The organism is Rhizobium sp. WSM1328 (assembly GCF_057653715.1).
Genome location: NZ_CM172788.1, coordinates 3,126,197 through 3,146,093, shown reverse-complemented (window position 1 = coordinate 3,146,093; position 19,897 = coordinate 3,126,197). Strand labels below are relative to the sequence as shown.

The 19,897-nt window shown below is 61.2% G+C and carries 21 protein-coding genes; 11 read left to right on the top strand and 10 right to left on the bottom strand.

The features are described from left to right. Positions 1–55: 55 nt before the first annotated feature. The gene (locus AC2444_RS15980) at positions 56–364 is read right to left on the bottom strand and encodes a hypothetical protein (protein WP_012758563.1); all 309 of its coding nucleotides are present in this window, start codon (positions 362–364) and stop codon (positions 56–58) included. A gap of 319 nt (positions 365–683) precedes the next feature. On the opposite strand from AC2444_RS15980, the gene AC2444_RS15975 reads away from it, so the two are divergent. Beyond that, positions 684–4,079 (top strand): PAS domain-containing hybrid sensor histidine kinase/response regulator, encoded by a 3,396-nt coding sequence (locus tag AC2444_RS15975; RefSeq protein ID WP_012758562.1) that lies wholly within the window; start codon positions 684–686, stop codon positions 4,077–4,079. On the opposite strand, the gene AC2444_RS15970 is transcribed toward AC2444_RS15975, so the two are convergent. The 3 genes from AC2444_RS15970 to mnmC2 all read right to left on the bottom strand — a co-directional run bounded on the left by AC2444_RS15970 (position 4,073) and on the right by mnmC2 (position 5,424). Beyond that, positions 4,073–4,381: a type II toxin-antitoxin system RelE/ParE family toxin gene (locus tag AC2444_RS15970; RefSeq protein WP_012758561.1), complete on the bottom strand. Its 309-nt coding sequence runs from the start codon at positions 4,379–4,381 to the stop codon at positions 4,073–4,075. The two genes, AC2444_RS15975 and AC2444_RS15970, sit on opposite strands and share 7 nt — an antisense overlap. Further along, the gene (locus AC2444_RS15965) at positions 4,378–4,626 is read right to left on the bottom strand and encodes a type II toxin-antitoxin system ParD family antitoxin (RefSeq protein ID WP_012758560.1); all 249 of its coding nucleotides are present in this window, start codon (positions 4,624–4,626) and stop codon (positions 4,378–4,380) included. The genes AC2444_RS15970 and AC2444_RS15965 overlap by 4 nt, the downstream gene beginning before the upstream one ends. Before the next feature lie 81 nt (positions 4,627–4,707). After that, a complete protein-coding gene (gene mnmC2 / locus AC2444_RS15960; RefSeq protein ID WP_012758559.1) occupies positions 4,708–5,424 on the bottom strand; it encodes a tRNA (5-methylaminomethyl-2-thiouridine)(34)-methyltransferase MnmC2 in 717 nt (238 codons plus the stop codon). Here mnmC2 and AC2444_RS15955 point away from each other — a divergent pair. The 8 genes from AC2444_RS15955 (at position 5,423) to AC2444_RS15920 (ending at position 10,922) form a co-directional block, all read left to right on the top strand. Further along, the gene (locus AC2444_RS15955) at positions 5,423–6,601 is read left to right on the top strand and encodes an NAD(P)/FAD-dependent oxidoreductase (RefSeq protein ID WP_012758558.1); all 1,179 of its coding nucleotides are present in this window, start codon (positions 5,423–5,425) and stop codon (positions 6,599–6,601) included. The genes mnmC2 and AC2444_RS15955 overlap by 2 nt on opposite strands. 114 nt (positions 6,602–6,715) lie before the next feature. Continuing rightward, positions 6,716–7,423 (top strand): DUF1045 domain-containing protein, encoded by a 708-nt coding sequence (locus AC2444_RS15950; protein ID WP_012758557.1) that lies wholly within the window; start codon positions 6,716–6,718, stop codon positions 7,421–7,423. Between the two features lie 114 nt (positions 7,424–7,537). Next, a complete protein-coding gene (puuE, locus tag AC2444_RS15945) occupies positions 7,538–8,461 on the top strand; it encodes an allantoinase PuuE (RefSeq protein WP_012758556.1) in 924 nt (307 codons plus the stop codon). Next, positions 8,461–8,961, top strand: a complete 501-nt coding sequence (gene uraD, locus AC2444_RS15940; RefSeq protein ID WP_012758555.1) for a 2-oxo-4-hydroxy-4-carboxy-5-ureidoimidazoline decarboxylase — start codon at positions 8,461–8,463, stop codon at positions 8,959–8,961. The genes puuE and uraD overlap by 1 nt, the downstream gene beginning before the upstream one ends. Beyond that, a complete protein-coding gene (locus tag AC2444_RS15935; protein ID WP_003541963.1) occupies positions 8,958–9,320 on the top strand; it encodes a HepT-like ribonuclease domain-containing protein in 363 nt (120 codons plus the stop codon). Before uraD ends, AC2444_RS15935 begins: the two co-directional genes overlap by 4 nt. Further along, positions 9,304–9,825, top strand: coding sequence for an ureidoglycolate lyase (locus tag AC2444_RS15930; protein ID WP_012758554.1), 522 nt, complete (start codon positions 9,304–9,306; stop codon positions 9,823–9,825). Before AC2444_RS15935 ends, AC2444_RS15930 begins: the two co-directional genes overlap by 17 nt. After that, entirely contained in the window at positions 9,822–10,178 is a 357-nt protein-coding gene (uraH, locus tag AC2444_RS15925) for a hydroxyisourate hydrolase (RefSeq protein ID WP_003541961.1), read from the top strand. The genes AC2444_RS15930 and uraH overlap by 4 nt, the downstream gene beginning before the upstream one ends. Before the next feature lie 3 nt (positions 10,179–10,181). Next, positions 10,182–10,922 carry a metallophosphoesterase family protein gene (locus AC2444_RS15920; RefSeq protein ID WP_012758553.1) on the top strand — a complete coding sequence of 247 codons (741 nt, stop codon included), beginning with the start codon at positions 10,182–10,184 and terminating at the stop codon, positions 10,920–10,922. Between the two features lie 135 nt (positions 10,923–11,057). Here AC2444_RS15920 and AC2444_RS15915 read toward each other — a convergent pair whose 3' ends face one another. The 6 genes from AC2444_RS15915 to puuD all read right to left on the bottom strand — a co-directional run bounded on the left by AC2444_RS15915 (position 11,058) and on the right by puuD (position 18,561). Further along, on the bottom strand, positions 11,058–12,815 hold the full coding sequence (locus tag AC2444_RS15915) for a flotillin family protein (RefSeq protein ID WP_012758552.1): 1,758 nt from the start codon (positions 12,813–12,815) through the stop codon (positions 11,058–11,060). Then, the gene (locus tag AC2444_RS15910; protein WP_012758551.1) at positions 12,812–13,459 is read right to left on the bottom strand and encodes an OB-fold-containig protein; all 648 of its coding nucleotides are present in this window, start codon (positions 13,457–13,459) and stop codon (positions 12,812–12,814) included. Before AC2444_RS15910 ends, AC2444_RS15915 begins: the two co-directional genes overlap by 4 nt. Before the next feature lie 4 nt (positions 13,460–13,463). Continuing rightward, positions 13,464–14,621 carry a PspA/IM30 family protein gene (locus tag AC2444_RS15905; protein ID WP_041935564.1) on the bottom strand — a complete coding sequence of 386 codons (1,158 nt, stop codon included), beginning with the start codon at positions 14,619–14,621 and terminating at the stop codon, positions 13,464–13,466. A gap of 130 nt (positions 14,622–14,751) precedes the next feature. After that, entirely contained in the window at positions 14,752–15,894 is a 1,143-nt protein-coding gene (locus AC2444_RS15900) for an alpha-hydroxy acid oxidase (RefSeq protein ID WP_012758549.1), read from the bottom strand. Positions 15,895–16,015: 121 nt separating this feature from the next. Beyond that, positions 16,016–17,326, bottom strand: coding sequence for a guanine deaminase (guaD, locus tag AC2444_RS15895; protein WP_012758548.1), 1,311 nt, complete (start codon positions 17,324–17,326; stop codon positions 16,016–16,018). After that, entirely contained in the window at positions 17,323–18,561 is a 1,239-nt protein-coding gene (gene puuD, locus AC2444_RS15890) for a urate hydroxylase PuuD (RefSeq protein WP_012758547.1), read from the bottom strand. The genes guaD and puuD overlap by 4 nt, the downstream gene beginning before the upstream one ends. A 115-nt stretch (positions 18,562–18,676) precedes the next feature. On the opposite strand from puuD, the gene AC2444_RS15885 reads away from it, so the two are divergent. After that, the gene (locus tag AC2444_RS15885) at positions 18,677–19,363 is read left to right on the top strand and encodes a Type 1 glutamine amidotransferase-like domain-containing protein (protein ID WP_012758546.1); all 687 of its coding nucleotides are present in this window, start codon (positions 18,677–18,679) and stop codon (positions 19,361–19,363) included. 163 nt (positions 19,364–19,526) lie between these two features. Beyond that, the gene (locus AC2444_RS15880) at positions 19,527–19,859 is read left to right on the top strand and encodes a hypothetical protein (RefSeq protein WP_003565666.1); all 333 of its coding nucleotides are present in this window, start codon (positions 19,527–19,529) and stop codon (positions 19,857–19,859) included. The last annotated feature ends 38 nt before the right edge of the window (positions 19,860–19,897 follow it).

The window sequence follows — 19,897 nt, the reverse complement described above, 5'->3', positions numbered from 1 at the left end:
AGGGCACTGGGTAGGCGCCGCCGGGAGGGTCAAGCGGCGCCGGATGCGGTTTTCGCTATCGCTGGCAGACTTTGACGCGATGGGGATTGCCCCAATCGTCGTGCAACCATTCGAAGTGGCAATAGTCCGGCCGGTAATAGGTACGGTAAACGGGGTAAGGGCGGTAAGCGGGATAGGCCGGATAGACTGGGTAGGCGGGACGGGCTGCCTCCGACAGCAGGGCGCCACCGACGACGCCGGCGGCAACGCCGCCCCAGAAGGCATCGCGTGGATGGGCATCGGCGGTGGTGGCGGTGGCGAGCGAGGCGCCGGCAAAGGTCAGCGCGATCAGGCCCGTCGCCATGGTCTTATGAAGAACGGACATGGTATTTTCCTTTCATGGGTATGGCTTCCATAAAGCCATGCCGGAGACTCGGCCCGGATCGCGGCGGCGCAATGGCCGCGCAAGCGGTTTTGGCATTAAATTTTCGTCATGATTTCAACGGATCCCGACATCGAAAGGAATTATGGCGGGCGTCCTTTCAGTCTCGTGCAAGCCGGGGCTGGTAATCTCGAATTGTCTTCAGCTTGGTGAGCTGGCTCCTAAAATTCCGCTGTCGAAATTTATGGTTAAAACCTTGTTAAAAGCCTTGGCGTTATAGTTTTTCTAGTCGATATTTCATTCATTGCGGGAGCGATATTTTTTGAAATCAGCCGGGGAACTTCTTGAGTTGGCTTGCCGCCGGATCGCTGATCTGGATACCCCGGCCTATGTCAAGAACAGCGAGCTGCGTTATGTCGCCGTCAACGAGGCCTATGCCCGTTTTCTGGGCCGCGAGATTTCCGATTTCATCGGCGGGCGCAGCCGCGAGCTCCTCGATCGCCCCGAGGAAGAGGATCGTGAGGATAAGGAACGCCGAGCGCTGGTGTTCGGCACCGAGGAAAACGCCATCTGCTTCGATGCGGCGGGCCTCAGTCATGAACGCATCCAGATCGAAAGCTTCTCGCCATCGCTGGATCGGGCCTACGTGCTCGGCATTTTTGAAGTGCGCGAACCGACGCGCCGGGCGATCGGCGATCCAGGGATCGCTAGCGATCCTGGCATGACGGGCGACGCCGGCGTCGCTGCCGATTTCGCTCGTGTGCGCGAGGCACTGGAACAGCTCGACTATCCGATTGGCATCTTTGCGGGGGATGGCCGCCCCCTGGTCGTCAATGCCGCCTATCGCAACGACGCAAAGCCTGCGGCTGTCAGCGACGCGGCCTGGCACGAGAGCGTCAATGAACTCGACCTGCTGCGCACCATTCTGGAGGACCTGCCGGTGGCAGCCTTCGTGCGCGACGAGAAGCATCGCCTCGTCTATGCCAACCAGTATTACGAGACCTTCAGCGGCCATAGCCGTTCCCGGGTGTTGGGGCTGACCGAACATGAAATGTTCGGGCTGGACGGCGGCGAGGCGATCTATCAGGAAAACCTGCTGGCGCTGGAAGGCGGCACGTCTAAGGAAATCGAAAGCCTGTTGCCGAGCAAGGACGGCCACATCTATTCCGTCCTTTCGCGCGTCAATCGCGTCGTGACAGCGGACGGACGGCCCTATGTCGTCGGCTCTTTTTCGGACATCTCGCCACTCAAGGACCGAGAGAAGGCGCTGATCGAAGCGCAGAAACACAAAGAGGTGCTGCACCGGGATATCGAGAATATCCTGCGCTCGCTGCCGGTCGGCGTGCTGATCCTCGATAACGACCACCGGATCCTCTACGTCAACGACGAGTTCTACGGCATCTGGGAGCTGCCACTCGACGATCCCTTCGACGGCCGCCCGTTCATCGACGTCATCCGCCGCAATTATGAGCTCGGTCGTTACGACGGCACTCAGACGCCCGAGGAGATCTACGATTTCCGCAAGCATCTGTTCGAGACCGAGGAGCCCGAGCCGATTGAGCTCGGCTGGGCGGGCGGCAAATCCGTCATCTTCGATAGCCGCCGTATCTCGAACGACCGGATCCTGCTGACCTATGCCGACATCACGGCCGTGCGTGAGCGGGAAAAGGAGATCCACGAGGCCCGTGCCGCGCTGGAGCGGCTCGGCGAAATGATGCGCGATGCGACCCATGCCATGCCGCAGGGCCTAGCCGTTGTTCAGGACGGCATCATCAAGATGTCCAACGAGGCGCTTTCTGACATCTTGCAGATTCCGGCCACCTATCTCGAGCCCGGCGAGGGCTGGATCGGCATGTTCGAATTTTGCGCGGCGCGTGGCGATTTCCACGATGCCGCCGGCGAAATCCTGCAGGGTTGGCGTGACAATATCGCGGCCAGGCTGCCGATTTCCACCGTCTTCCATGTCGGCGGCGAGCGCTGGGTGAACATGGATGCGACGGTCAGCAAGGGGCAGCACTGGGTGGCGCTTTTTACTGACGTCACCGAACTCAAGAGCCGCGAGGAGGAGTTGCGCCAGCTGCTGTCGCGCGCCGAGGCTGCCGACCGCGCCAAATCCGAATTCCTTGCCAATATGAGCCATGAGATCCGCACGCCGATGAACGGCGTGCTTGGGATGGCGGAGCTGCTTGCCAAGACTAATCTCGACACCCGCCAGAAGACCTTCGTCGACATCATCGTCAAGTCGGGCAACGCGCTGCTGACGATCATCAACGACATCCTCGATTTTTCGAAGATCGACGCCGGGCAGATGAAACTGCGCAAAGCTGCTTTCGATATCACCGAAGCGGTAGAGGACGTGGCGACGCTCTTGTCCTCGCACGCTGCCGAGAAGAACATCGAGCTCCTGGTGCGGGCTGCACCCGATCTGCCCGCCGCCGTAATCGGCGACGCCGGGCGTTTCCGCCAGATCGTTACCAATCTTGTCGGCAACGCCGTCAAGTTCACCGAGCGGGGCCATGTCTTCGTCGATGTCGGCTTCCAGCCGGCCGCCGGCGGCGAGATCATGGCGAGCATCCGCATCGAGGATACCGGGATCGGCATCCCGCCGGAGAAGCTTGAATCGGTCTTCGACAAATTCTCGCAGGTGGACGCCTCATCGACCCGGCGACATGAAGGAACCGGCCTCGGTCTTGCGATCACCGCCGGGCTCGTCGACCTTTTCGGCGGTTATCTCAACGTCGAAAGTGAATGGGGCAAGGGCTCTGTCTTCACCATCAACCTGCCGTTTGCGGTGGCGGCCGCCCGCCTTGAGCCGAAGCCGTTGCCGATCAACGTGCAGGGTGCGCGTATCCTCGTCGTCGATGACAATGAAGTAAACCGGCGAATCCTCACCGAGCAGCTTTCGCTCTGGGGCTTTGACGGCGTGGCCGCCGAAGGCGGCGGCACCGGGCTTGCGATCCTGGAGGCGGCGGCCGATCTCGGCGTTACCGTCGACGCTGTCGTGCTCGACTATCACATGCCTGATATGAACGGCGCCGATGTCGCGCGCCAGCTGCGCGCCGATCCCCGCTTCGTCGAATTGCCGATCATCTTCCTGACGTCGATGGATATTTCGGGCACAGAAAAGGAATTCGCAGCACTGAATGGCCACGCGCATCTGATGAAGCCGGCGCGCGCCAACGTGCTGCGCAACACCGTCGTCGAGGTGGTGCGCGCCAGCCGCGTCAAGCAGGTCTCCGAGGCCGAGATCGCCCGGCTGCAGACGGAAGCGATCGTGCCGGCGCCAGCGCCCGTGCCGCAGAAACGCGCCGCTGAATTCGTCGACGTGCTCGTTGCCGAGGACAACGAGGTCAACCAGATCGTCTTCACGCAGATCCTGCAGGGAACAGGCCTCTCCTTCCTCGTCGTCGAGAATGGCGAGGAGGCGGTCGCCGCCTGGGAGCGGTATACGCCGCGCATCATCATGATGGACGTCTCGATGCCCGTCATGAACGGCCATCAGGCGACCCAGACGATCCGCGAAAGGGAAAAGGGGCACGGCCACCGGGTGCCGATCATCGGCGTCACCGCCCATGCGCTCGAAAGTGACCGCGAGCTCTGCCTCGATGCCGGCATGGACGACTACATGTCGAAGCCGATTAGCCCCGAACTGCTCGAGGAAAAAATCCGCCAGTGGCTGGGAACGAGCGAGCAGCAGCCGGAGCGCACAAGCTACTGATCTGAACCTTCGGGAAACAGGATGCTCTCGAAATCCTGAGCGCCGTTGAGGATATGCAGGATCTCGATACGATCCTCGCCGACACGATAAAAGATCAAATAGCTGCCGTAAGGACGGCGGCGAACGGCGGTATGTTCGTAGCGTGGAACCAATGAAAAACCGTTTGGCATTTGCGCCAGACGCTCACACCGTGCCAGCAGTTCGTGAATGAAGCTTGCCGCCCGCTGCGGATCGACCTCAGCGATATAGTCGCCAATACGTTCGAGATCCGCCTCCGCCTGCGCGGTAATGAGGACGATCACGAACGATCGTCATATTTGCCTGAAAGGCGCGCGGCGACATCGCTGATGGGCTTGAAGCGGCCTGATTCCGCGTCGGCGATCCCCTGGCCGATCGCCAGATCGAGCGCCATCAGCCGTTTTTCCCGCTCCTCGACAAGCCGAACACCTTCCCGCAGAACTTCGCTGCGAGAGTTGTAACGACCCGATTTCACGAGTTCGTTCACATAGTTTTCGAGTTGCTGTCCAAGATTCGCGCTGCTGGCCATATTGGTTCCTCTCGGGCGATTATCGCACGAGGTGATAACTGTTAGCAATGCAGCCGCTTGAATCGATCGTACTTGCCGAGATTACTTGACGCCGCAGAGCATTTCGCGCTTGCCAGCAAAGCCCCTGCGGCGCTCGACGGCGAAGCCCGCGGCGATGAGATTGCGGCGCACGAAGCCGGCCGCTGCATAGGTGGCGAAAGTGCCGCCGGCTGCGCTTTTCTCACAGACGAGCCGCATCAGTTCCTGCGACCACATATCGCTATTGCGCGACGGGGCGAAGCCGTCGAGATACCAGGCGTCGAAGTCGTCTTCGGCTGCCGCGACGCCGTCCAAGGCATAGCCGCATACGACGCTGAGCGTCGTCTGGGCATCGAGATCGAGGCGCACGATACCGGCCGGTATTTCCGGCCAGGCCGCCGTCAGCACCTGACGTTCGGCGTCGATCTCCGGCCAGTGCGATAGCGCCCGGCCGATTTCTTCACCGCGCATCGGGTGCAGTTCGAAGGAGGTAAAATGTAGCTGCTGGCCGTCTGCACGGTGGAGCTTCCATTGCCGCCAGGTCTCAGCGAAGTTCAGACCGGTGCCGAAGCCGAGTTCTCCGATCCGGAATCTCTGCCGCCCGTTCCAGCGCTCTGGCAGGCCATTGCCGGCGAGAAAAACATGGCCGCATTCCAACCGCCCATCGGTCTGGCAATAAAAATGATCGCCAAAGGCGGTGGAATAGGGCATATCGCCGTCGCGCCATTCGAGCGGCTGCGGCGCGCCCGCGCCAATCTGATCGGGGTTCACGTCTGTCATGGAAAAAGCCGATAATCCTCAGCCGGTCTCAGGTCAATCGTCCTCAGAATTGCTGATCGTCGGCGGCGGTATCATGGGACTCTGGGCGGCCGTCCATGCCGAGCGCCGGGGCATCCGTGCCGTTATTGCCGACGCCGGCAGGTTGGGCGAAGGTGCAAGCGGCGGCGTGCTCGGCGCGCTGATGCCACACATGCCGGACCAGTGGTCGGAGAAGAAGCAGTTCCAGTTCGATGCGCTGGTCTCGCTCGAAGCCGAGATCGCCGCGCTCGAAGCCGAGACCGGACTTTCCGCTGGCTACCGCCGTTCCGGACGGCTGATCCCGCTGCCGAAGCCGCATCTCAACAAAATAGCGCGCGGCCATTTCGAGGACGCCGAACACCATTGGCGATCAGGCGACCGCCGTTTCCAGTGGTATGTGCTTGACAGGCCGCCGGTCGACGGCTGGATCGAGGCGTCCGCCGGCGAGAGCGGCTTCGTGCACGACACGCTCGCCGCCCGCGTTGCGCCCCGCTTGCTGATCGCGATGCACACAGCCTTCCTGCGGCGGGCAAGGCATGTCAGGCTCATGGAGCATGCCGGGGTCACCGGCCTTGATCCCGAACGCGGCATTGCCGAGGTCGGCGGCGAGACCATTGCCTTCGGGCGCTGCATCATCGCCGCCGGCCACCGGTCCTTTCCACTGCTCGAAGGCTTGACGCCGGGGCTGAAACAGCCACTCGGCCAAGCTGTGAAGGGGCAGGCGGCGCTGCTCAAGGCCGATATCGATCCTGCCTTGCCGACCATCTTCCTCGATGGGCTTTATGTCGTGGCCCATGAGGGCGGACATGCCGCGATCGGCAGCACCAGCGAGAACCGTTTCGACGATCCTACTTCCACCGATGCCCAGCTCGACGCACTGATCGACGCGGCGCGTGCGATCGTGCCGGCGCTTCGTTCCGCGCCGGTCGTCGAGCGCTGGGCGGGGCTTCGCCCGAAGGCGATCGACCGCGATCCAATGGTGGGCTGCCACCCTGACCATCCGCGCCTGATCGCGCTGACCGGCGGCTTCAAGGTCAGTTTCGGCCTCGCGCACCTGCTGGCGGAGGCGGCGATATGTATCGCAGGCGATGAACCTCACGAATTTTCGCTGCCGCAAAGCTTCGCGATTTCGAGCCATATCGCGGTGGCTTCACGTTAAACGTGAATTAGCCGCTGCTCTGCTTCGTTATTCTGTCATGCAAATCACCTATCTGCTTGCGCATCGACAGCGTCGGATCTGAACGGCGCTCACTTCCTTGATGGAGGAAATTGCATGCGCTATGCCATTTGCTTCACGCCTCCGGCGAGCGACCCGTTGTCGCTCGTGGCCGCCAATTGGCTTGGCCGAAACGTGTTTTCGGGCGATATGATGGAGCCTCCGGCAGTTCGTGGCCTCGGTATTCACGAGATCGCCTTCCATACCGCCGTGCCGCGGCGCTACGGCTTTCATGGTGTTTTGAAGGCGCCCTTTCATCTGTCCCACGACATGCCCGAATCGCAACTCCTGCGCGACCTGATGCGTTTTTCCGGAACCTTCGTTCCTTTTCGGATTCCGCGTATCGAAGTCGCCCCGCTCGGCAATTTCTACAGCCTGCTGCCGAGCACTCCCTGCGAGCAGATCCAGTATCTCGCCTCGGCGATCGTGCAGGAATTCGATCGTTTTCGCGCACCGCTCAGCGAGGCCGAGATTGAACGCAGCGATCCGGACGGGCTGTCGGCGACGCAATTTTCCAATCTGCATCGCTGGGGCAATCCCTATGTGATGGAGGAGTTCCGCTTCCATATGCCGGTGACAGGCCCCGTCAACGCGATCGACATGCCGCGCATCGAGCCGGTGTTGCGGAGGATCTTCGAGCCTGTCCTCTGCGAACCTGTCATGGTTTCCAACGTTGCCCTGATGATCGAAGAGGGCACTGGCGGTCCTTTCCGCGTTCATTCGCTGCATCCGATGGGCAAGGTCAGCGCGCGCAAAATCGCTTGAATCGGCAGATGAGCTAAAGGCTTGTGCCGTAAAGGCAAATCCGGCGGAGCAGTTTCCGTCTCGACATTCCGGCTGCGGATGCTACCGTTCCCCGTCTTTTCAGAAGGTGATTTGATGGTATCCGAGACTTATCCGCGCAATCTTGTCGGTTATGGGCGTCTGACGCCCGATCCGAAATGGCCGGACGAGGCACGCGTCGCCGTGCAGTTCGTCATCAATTACGAGGAGGGCGGCGAAAGCTCGATCCTCGACGGCGACCCGGCTTCGGAAAACCTGCTGTCGGAGATCGTCGGTGCGGCCGCCTGGCCAGGGCAGCGCAACCTCAACATGGAATCGATCTATGAGTATGGTTCGCGTGCCGGCTTCTGGCGGCTCTGGCGGATGTTCACCGATCTCAAGGTGCAGGCGACTGTCTACGGCGTGACGCTGGCGATGGCCCGCAACCCCGAGGCCGTCGCTGCGATGAAGGAGGCCGGCTGGGAGATCGCCAGCCACGGCTACCGCTGGCTGGAATACAAGGATTTTCCAGAAGAATTGGAGCGCAAGCATATCCTCGAAGCCGTGCGCCTGCACACCGAACTTACCGGCGAGCGGCCCTACGGCATGTATCAGGGCAAGCCTTCCGACAATACGCTTCGGCTGGTGCAGGAGGAGGGCGGTTTCCTCTATTCCTCCGATTCTTATGCCGACGACCTGCCTTACTGGGTGAAGGGCGTCGACGGGAAACCCTTCCTGATCATCCCCTATACGCTCGAAACCAACGACATGCGTTTTGCGACGCCGCAGGGCTTCAATGCCGGCGATCAGTTCTTCACCTATCTGAAGGACGCCTTCGATACACTTTATGAGGAAGGCAAGGCGGGCAGTCCGAAGATGATGTCGGTCGGCTTGCATTGCCGCCTCGTCGGACGTCCCGGCCGGGCGGCAGCGCTGAAGCGCTTCATCGAATATGTGCTGAAGCACGACAAGGTCTGGATTCCGCGCCGCATCGAGATCGCCGAGCATTGGCACAAGCACCATCAGCCGGAAGCGCTCTGATGATGTCGCGCGAGGATTTCGTCTCCCGCTTCGGCGGCGTCTTTGAACATTCGCCTTTCATCGCCGAGCGCGCCTATGACGCCGGCCACGTGACGGAGCCGCTGACGGCGACCGGCGTGCATGCGTCGCTAACCGCTGTCTTCCGGGCGGCAAGCCCGCAGGAGCGCCTCGGCGTGCTCAGCGCCCATCCCGACCTTGCCGGGCGCCTCGCGATAGCAGGTGAACTCACCGAAGACAGCCGGAAGGAACAGTCCGGCGCCGGTCTCGACCGCCTGAGCCCAGCCGAACATGCCCGCTTCACCGAACTCAATTCGGCCTATGTCGAAAAATTCGGCTTTCCCTTCATCATCGCCGTCAAGGGGCTCGGCAAGGACGATATCCTGTCGGCCTTCGAAACACGGATCGGCAATGGCAAGGGCGAAGAATTTGCGACCGCGACGGCGCAAGTCGAGCGGATCGCGCTGCTGCGCCTGATGACCATGCTGCCGGAGGCCGAATGAACGAGCGGCGCGCGATCGACTATCTCAATGAGATGTATGAGGCAGCATCCGAAGCGCTGTCTTTCGTCGGCGGAATGGATGGGGCGGCGTTTGCCGGGGACAAGCTCACTTTCAAGGCGGTCACCTTTTGCCACTTCACCATCGGTGCCGCGGCATCCCGCTTGCTGGTGACTCATCCGGAATTTGCGACCGAGCATCCCGATCTGCCGTGGACGAAAATCTGCGGCACGGGCAACCGTATCCTCGACGGCGTCTTCGATCTCGATCCTTCCGACATCTGGGAGGCAACGTATCGCACACTGCCGGAGCTTCTTTCGGCGATCGATGCCATCCGTCACTGGCATGCCGAAGGTGAGTGAGCGATTGCCCCCACATCTCGACATCCGTCCGCTTACGAGATCCGCCTTTGCTCCCTTCGGTGAGGTGATCGAAGCCGATCCCGCCTCGATGCGGCTCATCAATGGCGGCACGACGGAGCGTTTCCATGCACTCGCCGCCACTGAGGCGACGGGCGAGGGTGCGCGCGTCATCATCAACCTCTTTCGCGGCCAGCCGCGCAACTTCCCCTATGAAGTCACCATGATGGAGCGCCATCCTTTCGGCAGCCAGAGTTTCTCGCCGGTCTCGGGCCGTCCTTTTCTCGTCGTCGTCTCCGAGGATGAGAACGGTCGCCCGGGCAGGCCGCAAGTGTTTCTGGCGCGCGGCGATCAGGGCGTGAACTATCGCCGCAACGTCTGGCACCATCCGCTGATGGCGCTCGGCCAAGCCTCAGATTTCCTTGTCGTCGACCGTGATGGGCCGGGCAATAATCTGGAAGAATACTTCTTCGAAACCCCTTATATCATCAAAGAGCCAGCCCCATGACCGGACTGACCACACATGTTCTCGACACCGCTCTCGGCAAGCCGGCCGAGGGCTTGAGGATCGATCTTTTCCAGCTTGACGGCGAGATTCGCAGGCATCTGAAGACGGTGGAGACCAATGCCGACGGCCGGGTCGACGGCGGCCCCATCCTCATTGGCGAAAATTTTCGGGCCGGCACCTATGAACTGGTCTTCCATGCCGGCGATTATCTGAGGGCCAGCGGCACGCCGCTGCCGCATCCCGCTTTCCTCGATCTCGTGCCGATCCGCTTCGGCATTGCCGATGTCACGGCGCACTACCATGTGCCGTTGCTGATTTCGCCCTATGGCTATTCCACCTACCGAGGGAGTTAAAAAATGCGGTTTGCAGCAATTGCCGATATCCACGGAAACCATCTGGCGCTCGAGGCCGTGCTTGCGGATATTCATGCGCAGGGGATCGATGAGATCGTCAATCTCGGCGATTTCTTCAGCGGCCCGCTGGAGGCCGGCAGGACAGCAGATTTGCTGATGCCGCTTAGCCTGACCTCGGTTCGCGGCAATCACGACCGCTACCTGATCGAACAGGACCCGGCGGCGATGCATATTTCGGATGCGGCCGCCTACAGTCAATTGTCGCCGTCTCATCTTAGTTGGATCCGAAGCCTGCCGTTCGATACCGTCTATCGCGGCGAGGTCTATCTCTGCCACGCAACGCCGAAGGACGACAATCTCTACTGGCTGGAATCGGTGTCGCCGGAGGGCGTCGTCTTCTTGAAGTCGATCGAAGCGATCGAGGCGCTGGCCGAAGGCACTGACCTGCCGCTGATCCTCTGTGGCCACAGCCACATTCCCCGCGCTGTGCGCCTCTCCGATGGCCGCCTGATCGTCAATCCGGGCAGCGTCGGCTGCCCGGCCTATGACGACGAACTGCCTTATTACCACAGGGTGGAGGCTGGCCATCCGCTGGCGAGCTACGCCATTCTGGAAAAGGCGGCGGGCGGATGGACATGGCAGTTCCGAACCGTCGCCTATGACCAGATGGCGATGTCGGCACTGGCCGCCGAAAGGGGCCGTGCCGACTGGGCGGGCGCGCTGGCAGCGGGTTGGGTGAGATAGAGCATGATGCCGAAAAGTGTGTGCGGTTTTCGGGCGACATCATGCTCTAACTATTTAATTTAGAACAGGATTTGGATTTTGGGCCGGACCGGCCTAAAATCATCCTGTTCCAGTCCAGACCCGCTTGCGCGGCGGTCAGTCCTTCTTTGGTCCCGGCTTCGGCGCCGGAGGAATGATCGTTTGTGTCGGAGTTGCGGTCGGTGTTGTCGGCCTTGCCGGGGCTGCGGCGGGCGTTGCCGGTCTTGCCGGTTTTGCGCCATCGAGATTTCCAAGAAGGGATGAGATGGCATCGTCACCTTCGAAGCCGGCTTCCTTCAGCAATTTGTCGAGGATCGGTTTATTCGCCTGATAGGAGAGGAGCTGGCTGGCCAGTCCTTCGCCGAGCCCGATGCCGTTTCCGCCGGTCGCTCCGTTTCCGCGGCCGAGCATGCCGCCGGTATCGAATATCCTGATGTCGGAGATCTTCTCGATCGGCTTGACCGCTTCGGCGAGCGCCTGCGGAATGATGCGGATCCGTTCGCGGGTGATCTCGAACTCGATGATAGCAGAGCTCAACTTGTTGCGCGCGTCGTTGAGCAATGCCTCGCTCTCGGCCGCGGCCTTGCCGGTTTCGAGAATGCCCTTGGCCTTGATGATCGCCGCATCCGCCTCGGCGGTCGCGAGCGTCTTGATGGCCTCGGCCTGGTCGCTTGCCGCCTGTTTTTCGGCTTCGGCGCCGACGGTGACGGCGGTCGCTTCCGTCTCGGCTTTCTTGCGTGCGTCGATGACGGCAATCTGCTTTTCGCGTTCGGCAATCTCGATCGCCTTGGCGGTGCCGACTTTTTCCTCCGCCGCTATCGCCAGCGCGCGGGCCGTTTCCGCAGCCGCCTTCGCCTCGGATTCTTCACGGCTCTTGTTGGCAACGGCGATGGCGCTTTCCTGTGCCACGATCTGGAGGTCGCGCTTGGCTTCGGTTTCGCGTTGCTGGACGGCGCGGGCGGCGTCGATGTTGGCGCTTTCGCGAGCCTGTTTGGCAGATGCCTCGCGTTCGGCGATCGCCTGTTCGGAAGCGATGCGGGCTTCCTCCTCGGCGCGTTTTGCGGCCTGCTCCTGCTGCGCGGTTTCGGCGCGTGTCGCCGCGGATTTGTTGGCGATGTCCCGTTCCTGGCTGAGTTCGGCTTCCCGCTTGGTCCGCTCGATGGTCAGCGATTGCTGGCGGGCCTCGAGATCCTTCTGGGCGATGGCGACTTCGGTGTCGCGAACGATCTCGTTCCGCTCCTTCTTGCGTCCCTCGGTGATGCGGGTCAATGCCGCAAGGCCTTGCGCGTCGAAGAAGTTGTTGGCGTTGAAATGCTTGATATCGGTCTGGTCGAGGCGTGTCAGCGACACGGATTCGAGTTCGAGGCCGTTCGACTGGAGATCGGCGCCGACAGCTTCCTGCACGGCCTTGACGAAATCCATGCGCTGTTCCTGCAGCGCGTCGAGATTCATCGTCGCGGCCACCGAGCGAAGGCCGTCGACGAATTTCGCCTCGATCAGGATGCGGAGAGCCTCGGCGTCGTTGGTGCGGTTGCCGAGTGTCTGAGCTGCAAGCGCAATCGAGGAGGCATCGGGTTTCACGCGCACATAGAACTCGGCGCCGATATCGACGCGCATGCGGTCCTTGGTGATCAGTGCATCGCCTTCACCGCGGCGAACCTCGAGCCGCAGCGTCTTCAGGTTGACCCGGGCGGTCGAATGGAAGATCGGCAGAACGACCGAACCGCCGTCGAGCACGACCTTCTGGCCGCCGAGACCGGTGCGCACATAGGCCTCATCGCGGCTGGAGCGCGTGTAAAGAGAGGCGAGGACAAAACCGATGCCGAAGATCAGAACAATCCCAATGCCGGCTGGTAGAATAACGTCGTACATCATTGCTGCTCCCTCAAAGATTGATTGTCCGCATCGGTGGGGTCGACCGGCGCGGGAATGGCGATAAACACATTTGCCTTGTGATCGACGAGAAGAACCAAAGCGCCGATCGCGAGTGGACCTTCGCCCTTGGCGGCTCGGGCTCGAAGCACATGCCAGTTTCCATGCTGATCCTTGACGCGGACGCGGCCCGGCAATCCCTGATCGAGCGGGCCGATCGACACCTCGGCTGTCCGGCCGAGCAAGGCGTCGAGATCGACCGCATAGGTTTCGTCGTGCGGTACGATCCGCGCCACGGTTCTGCTCGACGCCCTGACCATGGGGATGGTTGCGAGCGCGGCAGGTATGACGGCTATCAAGCTTGGCAGCGGCGCCCAGAAGGCGTTGGCGACGGCCTGCAACGCAAAGCCCGTCATCGCGAAGAAGCCGAGCGTCAGCATCATGAGAATCAGTAGCGGAACACCGCCGAGATTGAGCCAGGAGAGATAAGCCAGAATGCCGTCATGGCCATGAACCTCTGGCTTTCCTAGGAATTCCGTCATCGAAAAACCCATGACCATCGCGAGCATCTCGATCGCGGTCAGGCCGACAAGGATCGCTGCGGCGATGGCGAAGGGCGCACATTCAGGGGCGAAAAGGAGTGCCATCGTGTTATTGGTTATCCGCCTTGAAGCGTGCGAGCCGGGCTTCGATTGCCTGTTCGCGGTGCAGCCGGTCGAGTTCGTCCAATTCGGAACTGTGGCCATGCTCGCCAGCGGGAACTCCGGTCAGCCGCGAGACCGCCGCAGCAGCGCGCGCAGCATCTGCACCCGGTGCGGGCTGGCTGTGACCGGCCGCTGCCTGTTCGGGATGCCGTGCGAGACTGCGTTTGAAATCAGCAAGGCGGGCGTCCGCCTCGCGGCGCGTGGCGAGCACGGCCTGCAAGGCTTTCTGGCCTTCGTCCACCTGTTCCCTAGCATCGGCCAGTGCCTTATCGAGCGCTGCGATCTGGGATTCGAGATCGATCTGGCGGGCAACGCCGGCCTTTGCCAGGTCATCCCGCTGAGACGAGACGGCGATGCGGATCTTTTGGTCGAGCGCGTTCAGGTCTTCGACGATTTCGTCTTTGCGGCTCTGGATGCGGTATTCCTCCGCACGCGCCTTGCCGAGATCGGTGCGGGCCTCATCCGCCGCTGCGTCGATCTCGCGGATCGCCTGTTCGATGACGGCAATCTTGTTGACGCCTTCCGCCTTGTCGATCGCCGCATTCGCGATGCCCGCGATCAGACGGCCCATGCGTGAGAGAATGCCTTCGTTCGTCATGTTTTCCTCCATCCGAGCGGAATTCGGCGTAACGCCAATGTGAATCTCGTAGCGATCCTGGCCTGCAACGAGATAGGCCGGAAAAATACTCTCCCATCCCCGTGAATAACCCGCGACATCGAAGGGCACGGCAACACGTCCGTGCACCGTGGCGATCGTCAGGTCCGAGGGGCCTTTGATGGCGAAGAGCTTGTCGTCGAGCGGCAGATGCAGCGGATCGGCGGTGACGCCGCGATTGGCGGCGAAATCGCGAAGGCCGAGCGTGACCAGCCTTGCCGGCAGGCCCGTCTGGTCGCGGACGGTTTCATAGGCAAGGTCATGCAGCACGACGAGATTTGCGCCGGTCCTGTCGGAGACGAGGCCGGTCAGGATTTCGATCATCCTGAGATAGGCGGCAATGGTGTCGTCCAGCGCCTGCCGGGCACTGTCGTCAGGTGTCAGCGTGTAGCGCAGCAGCGATGGATGCGGTGTCTTGCCTGTGGTAGCCATGGGTAAAACATAAAGCACCGCTTTTGTGCTTTCAAGAGGTCGCGCTAAAAATACAACCTAAGCTTAACGTGCGGTTAGAAGGACTGAGGCAGCGTCCAGTATCGAGATATTTGGGGAGCCGTTGCTACATACGTCGCTATTGGCAGCTTTACTGCCGGCCGTCGATGATCGAAGAATTCACATCGTTGATGTCGCGCTTGCCGCAGAGCGCCATGGTGATGTCCATCTCCTTGCGGATGATGCCGAGTGCCAGCGATACGCCTTCCTTGCCCATGGCGCCGAGACCATAAAGGAAGGGGCGGCCGATATAGGTACCTTTGGCGCCGAGTGCCACGGCCTTCAGCACGTCCTGGCCGGAGCGGATGCCGCCGTCGAGATGGATCTCGATACGGTCGCCGACGGCATCGACGATCTTCGGCAGCATGCTGATCGAGGAGGGGGCGCCGTCAAGCTGGCGCCCGCCATGATTGGAGACGACGATCGCATCGGCGCCGGTGTCGGCGGCTGCCTTCGCATCCTCCGGATCGAGTATGCCCTTGATGATCAGCGGGCCGCCCCATTGTTCCTTGATCCAGGCGACATCCGCCCAGGACAGCCGCGGATCGAACTGCTCGTGCGTCCATGCGGAGAGCGAGGCGATATTGGTGACATTTTTCGCATGGCCAACGATATTGCCGAAGTTGCGGCGCTTGGTCTGCAGCATGTCCAGGCACCAGAAGGGCCGGGTCGCCATCTGCCAGACGTGTTTCGGGGTGAATTTCGGCGGCGCCGACAGGCCGTTGCGCAGATCCTTATGCCGCTGGCCGAGGATCTGCAGATCGGCGGTCAACACCAGTGCCGAGCATCCGGCGGCCTTGGCGCGGTTGATGAGGTTGACGACGAAATCCTTGTCCCTCATCACGTAGAGTTGGAACCAGAAGGGGCGCGTCGTCGCTGACGCCACGTCCTCGATCGAGCAGATGCTCATCGTCGAAAGCGTGAAGGGAACGCCGAACTCCTCGGCGGCGCGTGCCGCCAGCATCTCGCCATCGGCATGTTGCATGCCGGTCAGGCCGGTTGGCGCCAGCGCCACCGGCATCGACACTTTCTGGCCGATCATCGTCGTCGCCAGTGTGCGGTTGGTCATGTCGACCATCACTCGCTGGCGCAGCTTGATCTGGCTGAAATCGCTCTCGTTCGCTGCATAGGTCGATTCCGTCCAGGCACCCGAATCCGCATAGTCGAAAAACATCTTCGGCACACGGCGCCGTGCGAGTTTTTTCAGGTCAGCGATGGTGAGCGGAGCGGCCATGAATCGAACCTTCACATCTGAATGCGACTATCGGCCATAACATGTATTTCGCGGGAGCGTTACGGGAAACTGGCCGTGCCGGGCTGCTTTCACGGTCCGAATTCGAGAGTAACAGGGCGTGTCATTGAAGCTCCTTCTTCAACGCAATGCCGGCCACATAGGTCTCGGCGATCGCTCGGTCGTCGCCCATCGTCTGCAGCAGGAAAAGTTCTTCGGGCAGCGTCTTCACCACTTCCATCTTCAGCGCCATGGCCGGTGTCGCCGTTGCATCGAGAACGACGAGATCGGCCTCGGTGCCGGGTTCCAGTGTGCCGATCCGGTCCGCCAGTGACAGGGCTTCGGCATTGCCACGCGTCATCAGGTAATAGCTTTCCAGCGGGTTCAGCCGTTCGCCGAGCAACTGCTGGATCTTGTAGGCCTCGTCCATCGTCCGCAGCATCGAATAGCTGGAACCGCCGCCGATATCGGTCGCTACCCCGATGCGAACAGGCTTTTCCCGCCGCGCCAGCGCCTTCAGCGGAAACAGGCCTGAGCCCAGGAAAAGGTTCGAGGTCGGGCAGTGGACGGCGACGGCGCCCGCCTCGCTCATCGCGTCGGCCTCGCGCTCGGACAGATGTATGCAATGGCCGAAGAGGCTTTTTGGCCCGAGCAGGCCGTAGCGGGCATAGATGTCGGTATAGTCGAGCGCGTCGGGATAGAGCTCGCAGGTGAATTTGATCTCGTCGGGGTTTTCCGAAAGATGCGTCTGGATGTGCAGGTCGGGAAATTCACGGGCAAGCGCTGATGTCGCTTCCATCTGCGCCGGTGTCGAGGTGATGGCGAAGCGCGGGGTGATGGCGACGTGGTTGCGGCCCTTGCCATGCCAGTCCGATATGACTTGGCGGGTCTCGTCATAGCCCATCTCGGGCGTGTCGAGCAGGCCCTGCGGGGCATTGCGGTCCATCATCACCTTGCCGCCGACCATGCGCATATTGCGCCTCATCGCCTCGGCAAAGAAGGCGTCGGCCGAGGTCTTGTGCACGGAGCAATAGGCAACCGCCGTCGTCGTGCCGTGGCGGATCAACTCGTCGTAGAAATGCGTGGCGATCCTTTCGGCATGGGCGCTTTCGACGAAACGGCACTCCTCGGGAAAGGTATAGGTATTCAGCCATTCGAGCAGGTTGGCGGCGTAGGAGGCAATCACCTGCATCTGCGGAAAATGCAGGTGCATGTCGATGAAGCCCGGCATGATCAGATGCGGGCGGTGGTCGATCTCGGCCGTGTCCGCGGATGCTTTTGCCTTGACGTTGGCATAGGGGCCGACCGCCGCGATCAGCCCATCTTCGACCAGCAGGCCGCCATCCTCTTCGTAAAGATAGCTTTGGCTGTCGGCGAGGCTCAGCGGCGCGCGATGGAAGGAAAGCAGGCGGCCGCGCAGGAGTGTCGTCGTCATTGTTGCTTGCCTTCGACTGCGCTCTCGAACCAGGCGACCAGCAGCTTGCGCTCGTCCGGCGTGATATCGGTGATGTTGCCGGGCGGCATGGCATGGCTGCGGCCCGCCTGTATATAGATCTCGCGGGCATGGGCGGCGATTTCCGCGTCGTTTTCGAGCATCACGCCCTTGGGCGGCCGCGCGATACCCTCATAGACCGGCTCGGCCGCGTGGCACATGGAACAGCGCGTCGAGACCAGTTGCTTGACGGCGGGGAAATGCGGATCGCCGGCGAATTGCTGGAAGGCGGGCGCGACGGCTGCCGCATCCGTTTCGCCGGTCAGCAGCTTCGGCACGGTCGAAAGCCAGATGATCAGGATGAAGAGAATGACGGTGACGATCCAGGTCCAGGTCGGCCGGCCTTTCCTGGCATGCGTCGTGTTGAACCAGTGGCGGATGGTGACGCCCATCAGAAAGACCAGAGCCGCGATCACCCAGTTGAACTGCGTACCGAAGGAGAGCGGATAATGGTTCGACAGCATGAAGAAGATGACGGGCAGCGTCAGGTAGTTGTTATGCAGCGAACGCTGCTTGGCGACCTGCCCATATTTGGGATCGGGAACCCGTCCGGCGATGAGGTCGGCGACGACGATCTTCTGGTTCGGAATGATGATCATGAAGACGTTGGCCGACATGATTGTCGCGGTGAAGGCGCCGAGATGCAGGAATGCGGCGCGGCCGGTGAAAAGCTGCGTATAGCCCCAGGCCATGAAGACGAGCACGACATAGAGCACCGCCATCAGCCCCCAGGTATTCCGCCCAAGCGGCGACTTGCAGAGCAGATCGTAGACGACCCAGCCGAGGGCAAGCGACCCTAGCGAGATCAGGATTGCGACGGGCGGGCTGATATCCAGCACATGCCGATCGATCAGGAAGAGGTCGGCGCCGCCGTAATAGACGATGCACAGCATCAGGAAGCCGGAAATCCAGGTGAAATAGCTCTCGTATTTGAACCAGGTCAGGTGCTCCGGCATCTGGGCGGGCGCCACCAGATATTTCTGGATATGATAGAAGCCGCCGCCATGGACCTGCCATTCCTCGCCATAGGCGCCGGGTGGCAGATGTGGGCGTTTCACCAGTCCGAGATCGAGCGCGATGAAATAGAAGGACGATCCGATCCAGGCGATCGCGGTAATGACATGGAACCAACGCGCCGCGAAGGCGAGCCATTCCCATGCTATGGCATATTCATACATCGAGTTCCCCTATCTTCCTCCGACTCGCGACATTGCGGAAATTTTGGCGGGGAGGGAAGAGGAGATTGAACAACTGCACACGCGCAACGACCGGCGCGGCCAAAGGAGCAATGGAATGATCACCGCGCTCTACAGCGATCAAGTCATCGCCGAAAACGCGCCGATGGACCGCCGGCTTGCCGCGCTCATCCTCTCGCGTGGGAACCGCGTCGGCTATATCGCGTCCGGTCCGGACCCGCAGCGGGCGTTTTTCGATGAGAAACGGCGTTGTTACATGACGTACGGGCTTCTTCTCGATCCTTTCGTCGATCTCGACACACTCTCCGGCGACGAGGAGATCAACCGGCTGCTTTCCTGCGACGCCATCCATCTTTCCGGCGGTCATACCGGCGATTTTCTGAGAAGGCTGCGACAAAGCGGCATGCTGGACAAGTTGCGCTCATGGGCACTGGACGATGGCATTCTCATCGGAACCAGCGCCGGGGCGATATTGATGACGCCGACAATCGCCGTCGATGCGCTCTTTTCCGGCGGTTCGCCTGATGCGGTGCAGGATGGCGCGGCTCTTGATCTCCTGCCCTTCGAATTCTTCCCGCATCTGAACGACGATCCCGGCTATCTCTCCGCGCTGCTGCGCTACAGCGAGACGACGGCAACACCCATTCTCGCGTGCCGGGACGGCGAAGGTCTCATCCTCGGCAACGGACTCGTCGAGATCTTCGGCGCTCCGCTGATGATTTCCGGCGGTTTTGCCGAAGCTGCCGATCGCAGCCGCATCGCCGATCTGCTGTCGCGTGCCTAAAAGCTGCCGAGAAGGCTGTGTATTATCCCTGCCTTATACTTGATCTGCTAATTCAGCAGGCCTTGAACTACGACGACTCGATTACAGTTATTTTGCGGGCCGCCGGAATAAAATAAGAACCGTTAGATCATCGGCGGCGCATTCATCGACGGAGAAGATGCCCATGCGCAGCATTCTGACGTGTGTGATGATTGCGTATGCGTCGTTGGCGACGGCTCACGACGCACCTTCGGGGTGGAGTTATGACCCCTATTGTTGCAACGGCGACAGTCATAATGGCGATTGCCAGATGATCCCTTCGAAAAGCGTGGCGGTGACGCCGGGCGGATATCGTGTGACGCTGCTGCCGGGCGACCATCGGCTGGTCACGCATGCTCATGTCTTCCTGTTGCCGATGACGAAGGCGATGCAATCCGGCGACAATGACTACCATCTCTGTCTGTTCCCGAATGAGGACACGCCGCGCTGTTTTTATGCGCCGGAGATGGGATATTGAGGGTGGAGCACAAGACCGGACCCGGCTCACGAACCGGG

Bases quoted from the DNA above. Each gene is read 5' to 3' on its own strand.
- AC2444_RS15980 (WP_012758563.1), bottom strand. From the start codon at position 364: ATGTCCGTTCTTCATAAGACCATGGCGACGGGCCTGATCGCGCTGACC.
- AC2444_RS15930 (WP_012758554.1), top strand. From the start codon at position 9,304: ATGCCGAAGGTGAGTGAGCGATTGCCCCCACATCTCGACATCCGTCCG.
- AC2444_RS15935 (WP_003541963.1), top strand. From the start codon at position 8,958: ATGAACGAGCGGCGCGCGATCGACTATCTCAATGAGATGTATGAGGCA.
- uraD (WP_012758555.1), top strand. From the start codon at position 8,461: ATGATGTCGCGCGAGGATTTCGTCTCCCGCTTCGGCGGCGTCTTTGAA.
- AC2444_RS15880 (WP_003565666.1), top strand. From the start codon at position 19,527: ATGCGCAGCATTCTGACGTGTGTGATGATTGCGTATGCGTCGTTGGCG.
- AC2444_RS15950 (WP_012758557.1), top strand. From the start codon at position 6,716: ATGCGCTATGCCATTTGCTTCACGCCTCCGGCGAGCGACCCGTTGTCG.
- guaD (WP_012758548.1), bottom strand. From the start codon at position 17,326: ATGACGACGACACTCCTGCGCGGCCGCCTGCTTTCCTTCCATCGCGCG.
- uraH (WP_003541961.1), top strand. From the start codon at position 9,822: ATGACCGGACTGACCACACATGTTCTCGACACCGCTCTCGGCAAGCCG.
- AC2444_RS15955 (WP_012758558.1), top strand. From the start codon at position 5,423: ATGGAAAAAGCCGATAATCCTCAGCCGGTCTCAGGTCAATCGTCCTCA.
- puuD (WP_012758547.1), bottom strand. From the start codon at position 18,561: ATGTATGAATATGCCATAGCATGGGAATGGCTCGCCTTCGCGGCGCGT.
- puuE (WP_012758556.1), top strand. From the start codon at position 7,538: ATGGTATCCGAGACTTATCCGCGCAATCTTGTCGGTTATGGGCGTCTG.
- mnmC2 (WP_012758559.1), bottom strand. From the start codon at position 5,424: ATGACAGACGTGAACCCCGATCAGATTGGCGCGGGCGCGCCGCAGCCG.
- AC2444_RS15900 (WP_012758549.1), bottom strand. From the start codon at position 15,894: ATGGCCGCTCCGCTCACCATCGCTGACCTGAAAAAACTCGCACGGCGC.
- AC2444_RS15965 (WP_012758560.1), bottom strand. From the start codon at position 4,626: ATGGCCAGCAGCGCGAATCTTGGACAGCAACTCGAAAACTATGTGAAC.
- AC2444_RS15920 (WP_012758553.1), top strand. From the start codon at position 10,182: ATGCGGTTTGCAGCAATTGCCGATATCCACGGAAACCATCTGGCGCTC.
- AC2444_RS15885 (WP_012758546.1), top strand. From the start codon at position 18,677: ATGATCACCGCGCTCTACAGCGATCAAGTCATCGCCGAAAACGCGCCG.
- AC2444_RS15910 (WP_012758551.1), bottom strand. From the start codon at position 13,459: ATGGCACTCCTTTTCGCCCCTGAATGTGCGCCCTTCGCCATCGCCGCA.
- AC2444_RS15915 (WP_012758552.1), bottom strand. From the start codon at position 12,815: ATGATGTACGACGTTATTCTACCAGCCGGCATTGGGATTGTTCTGATC.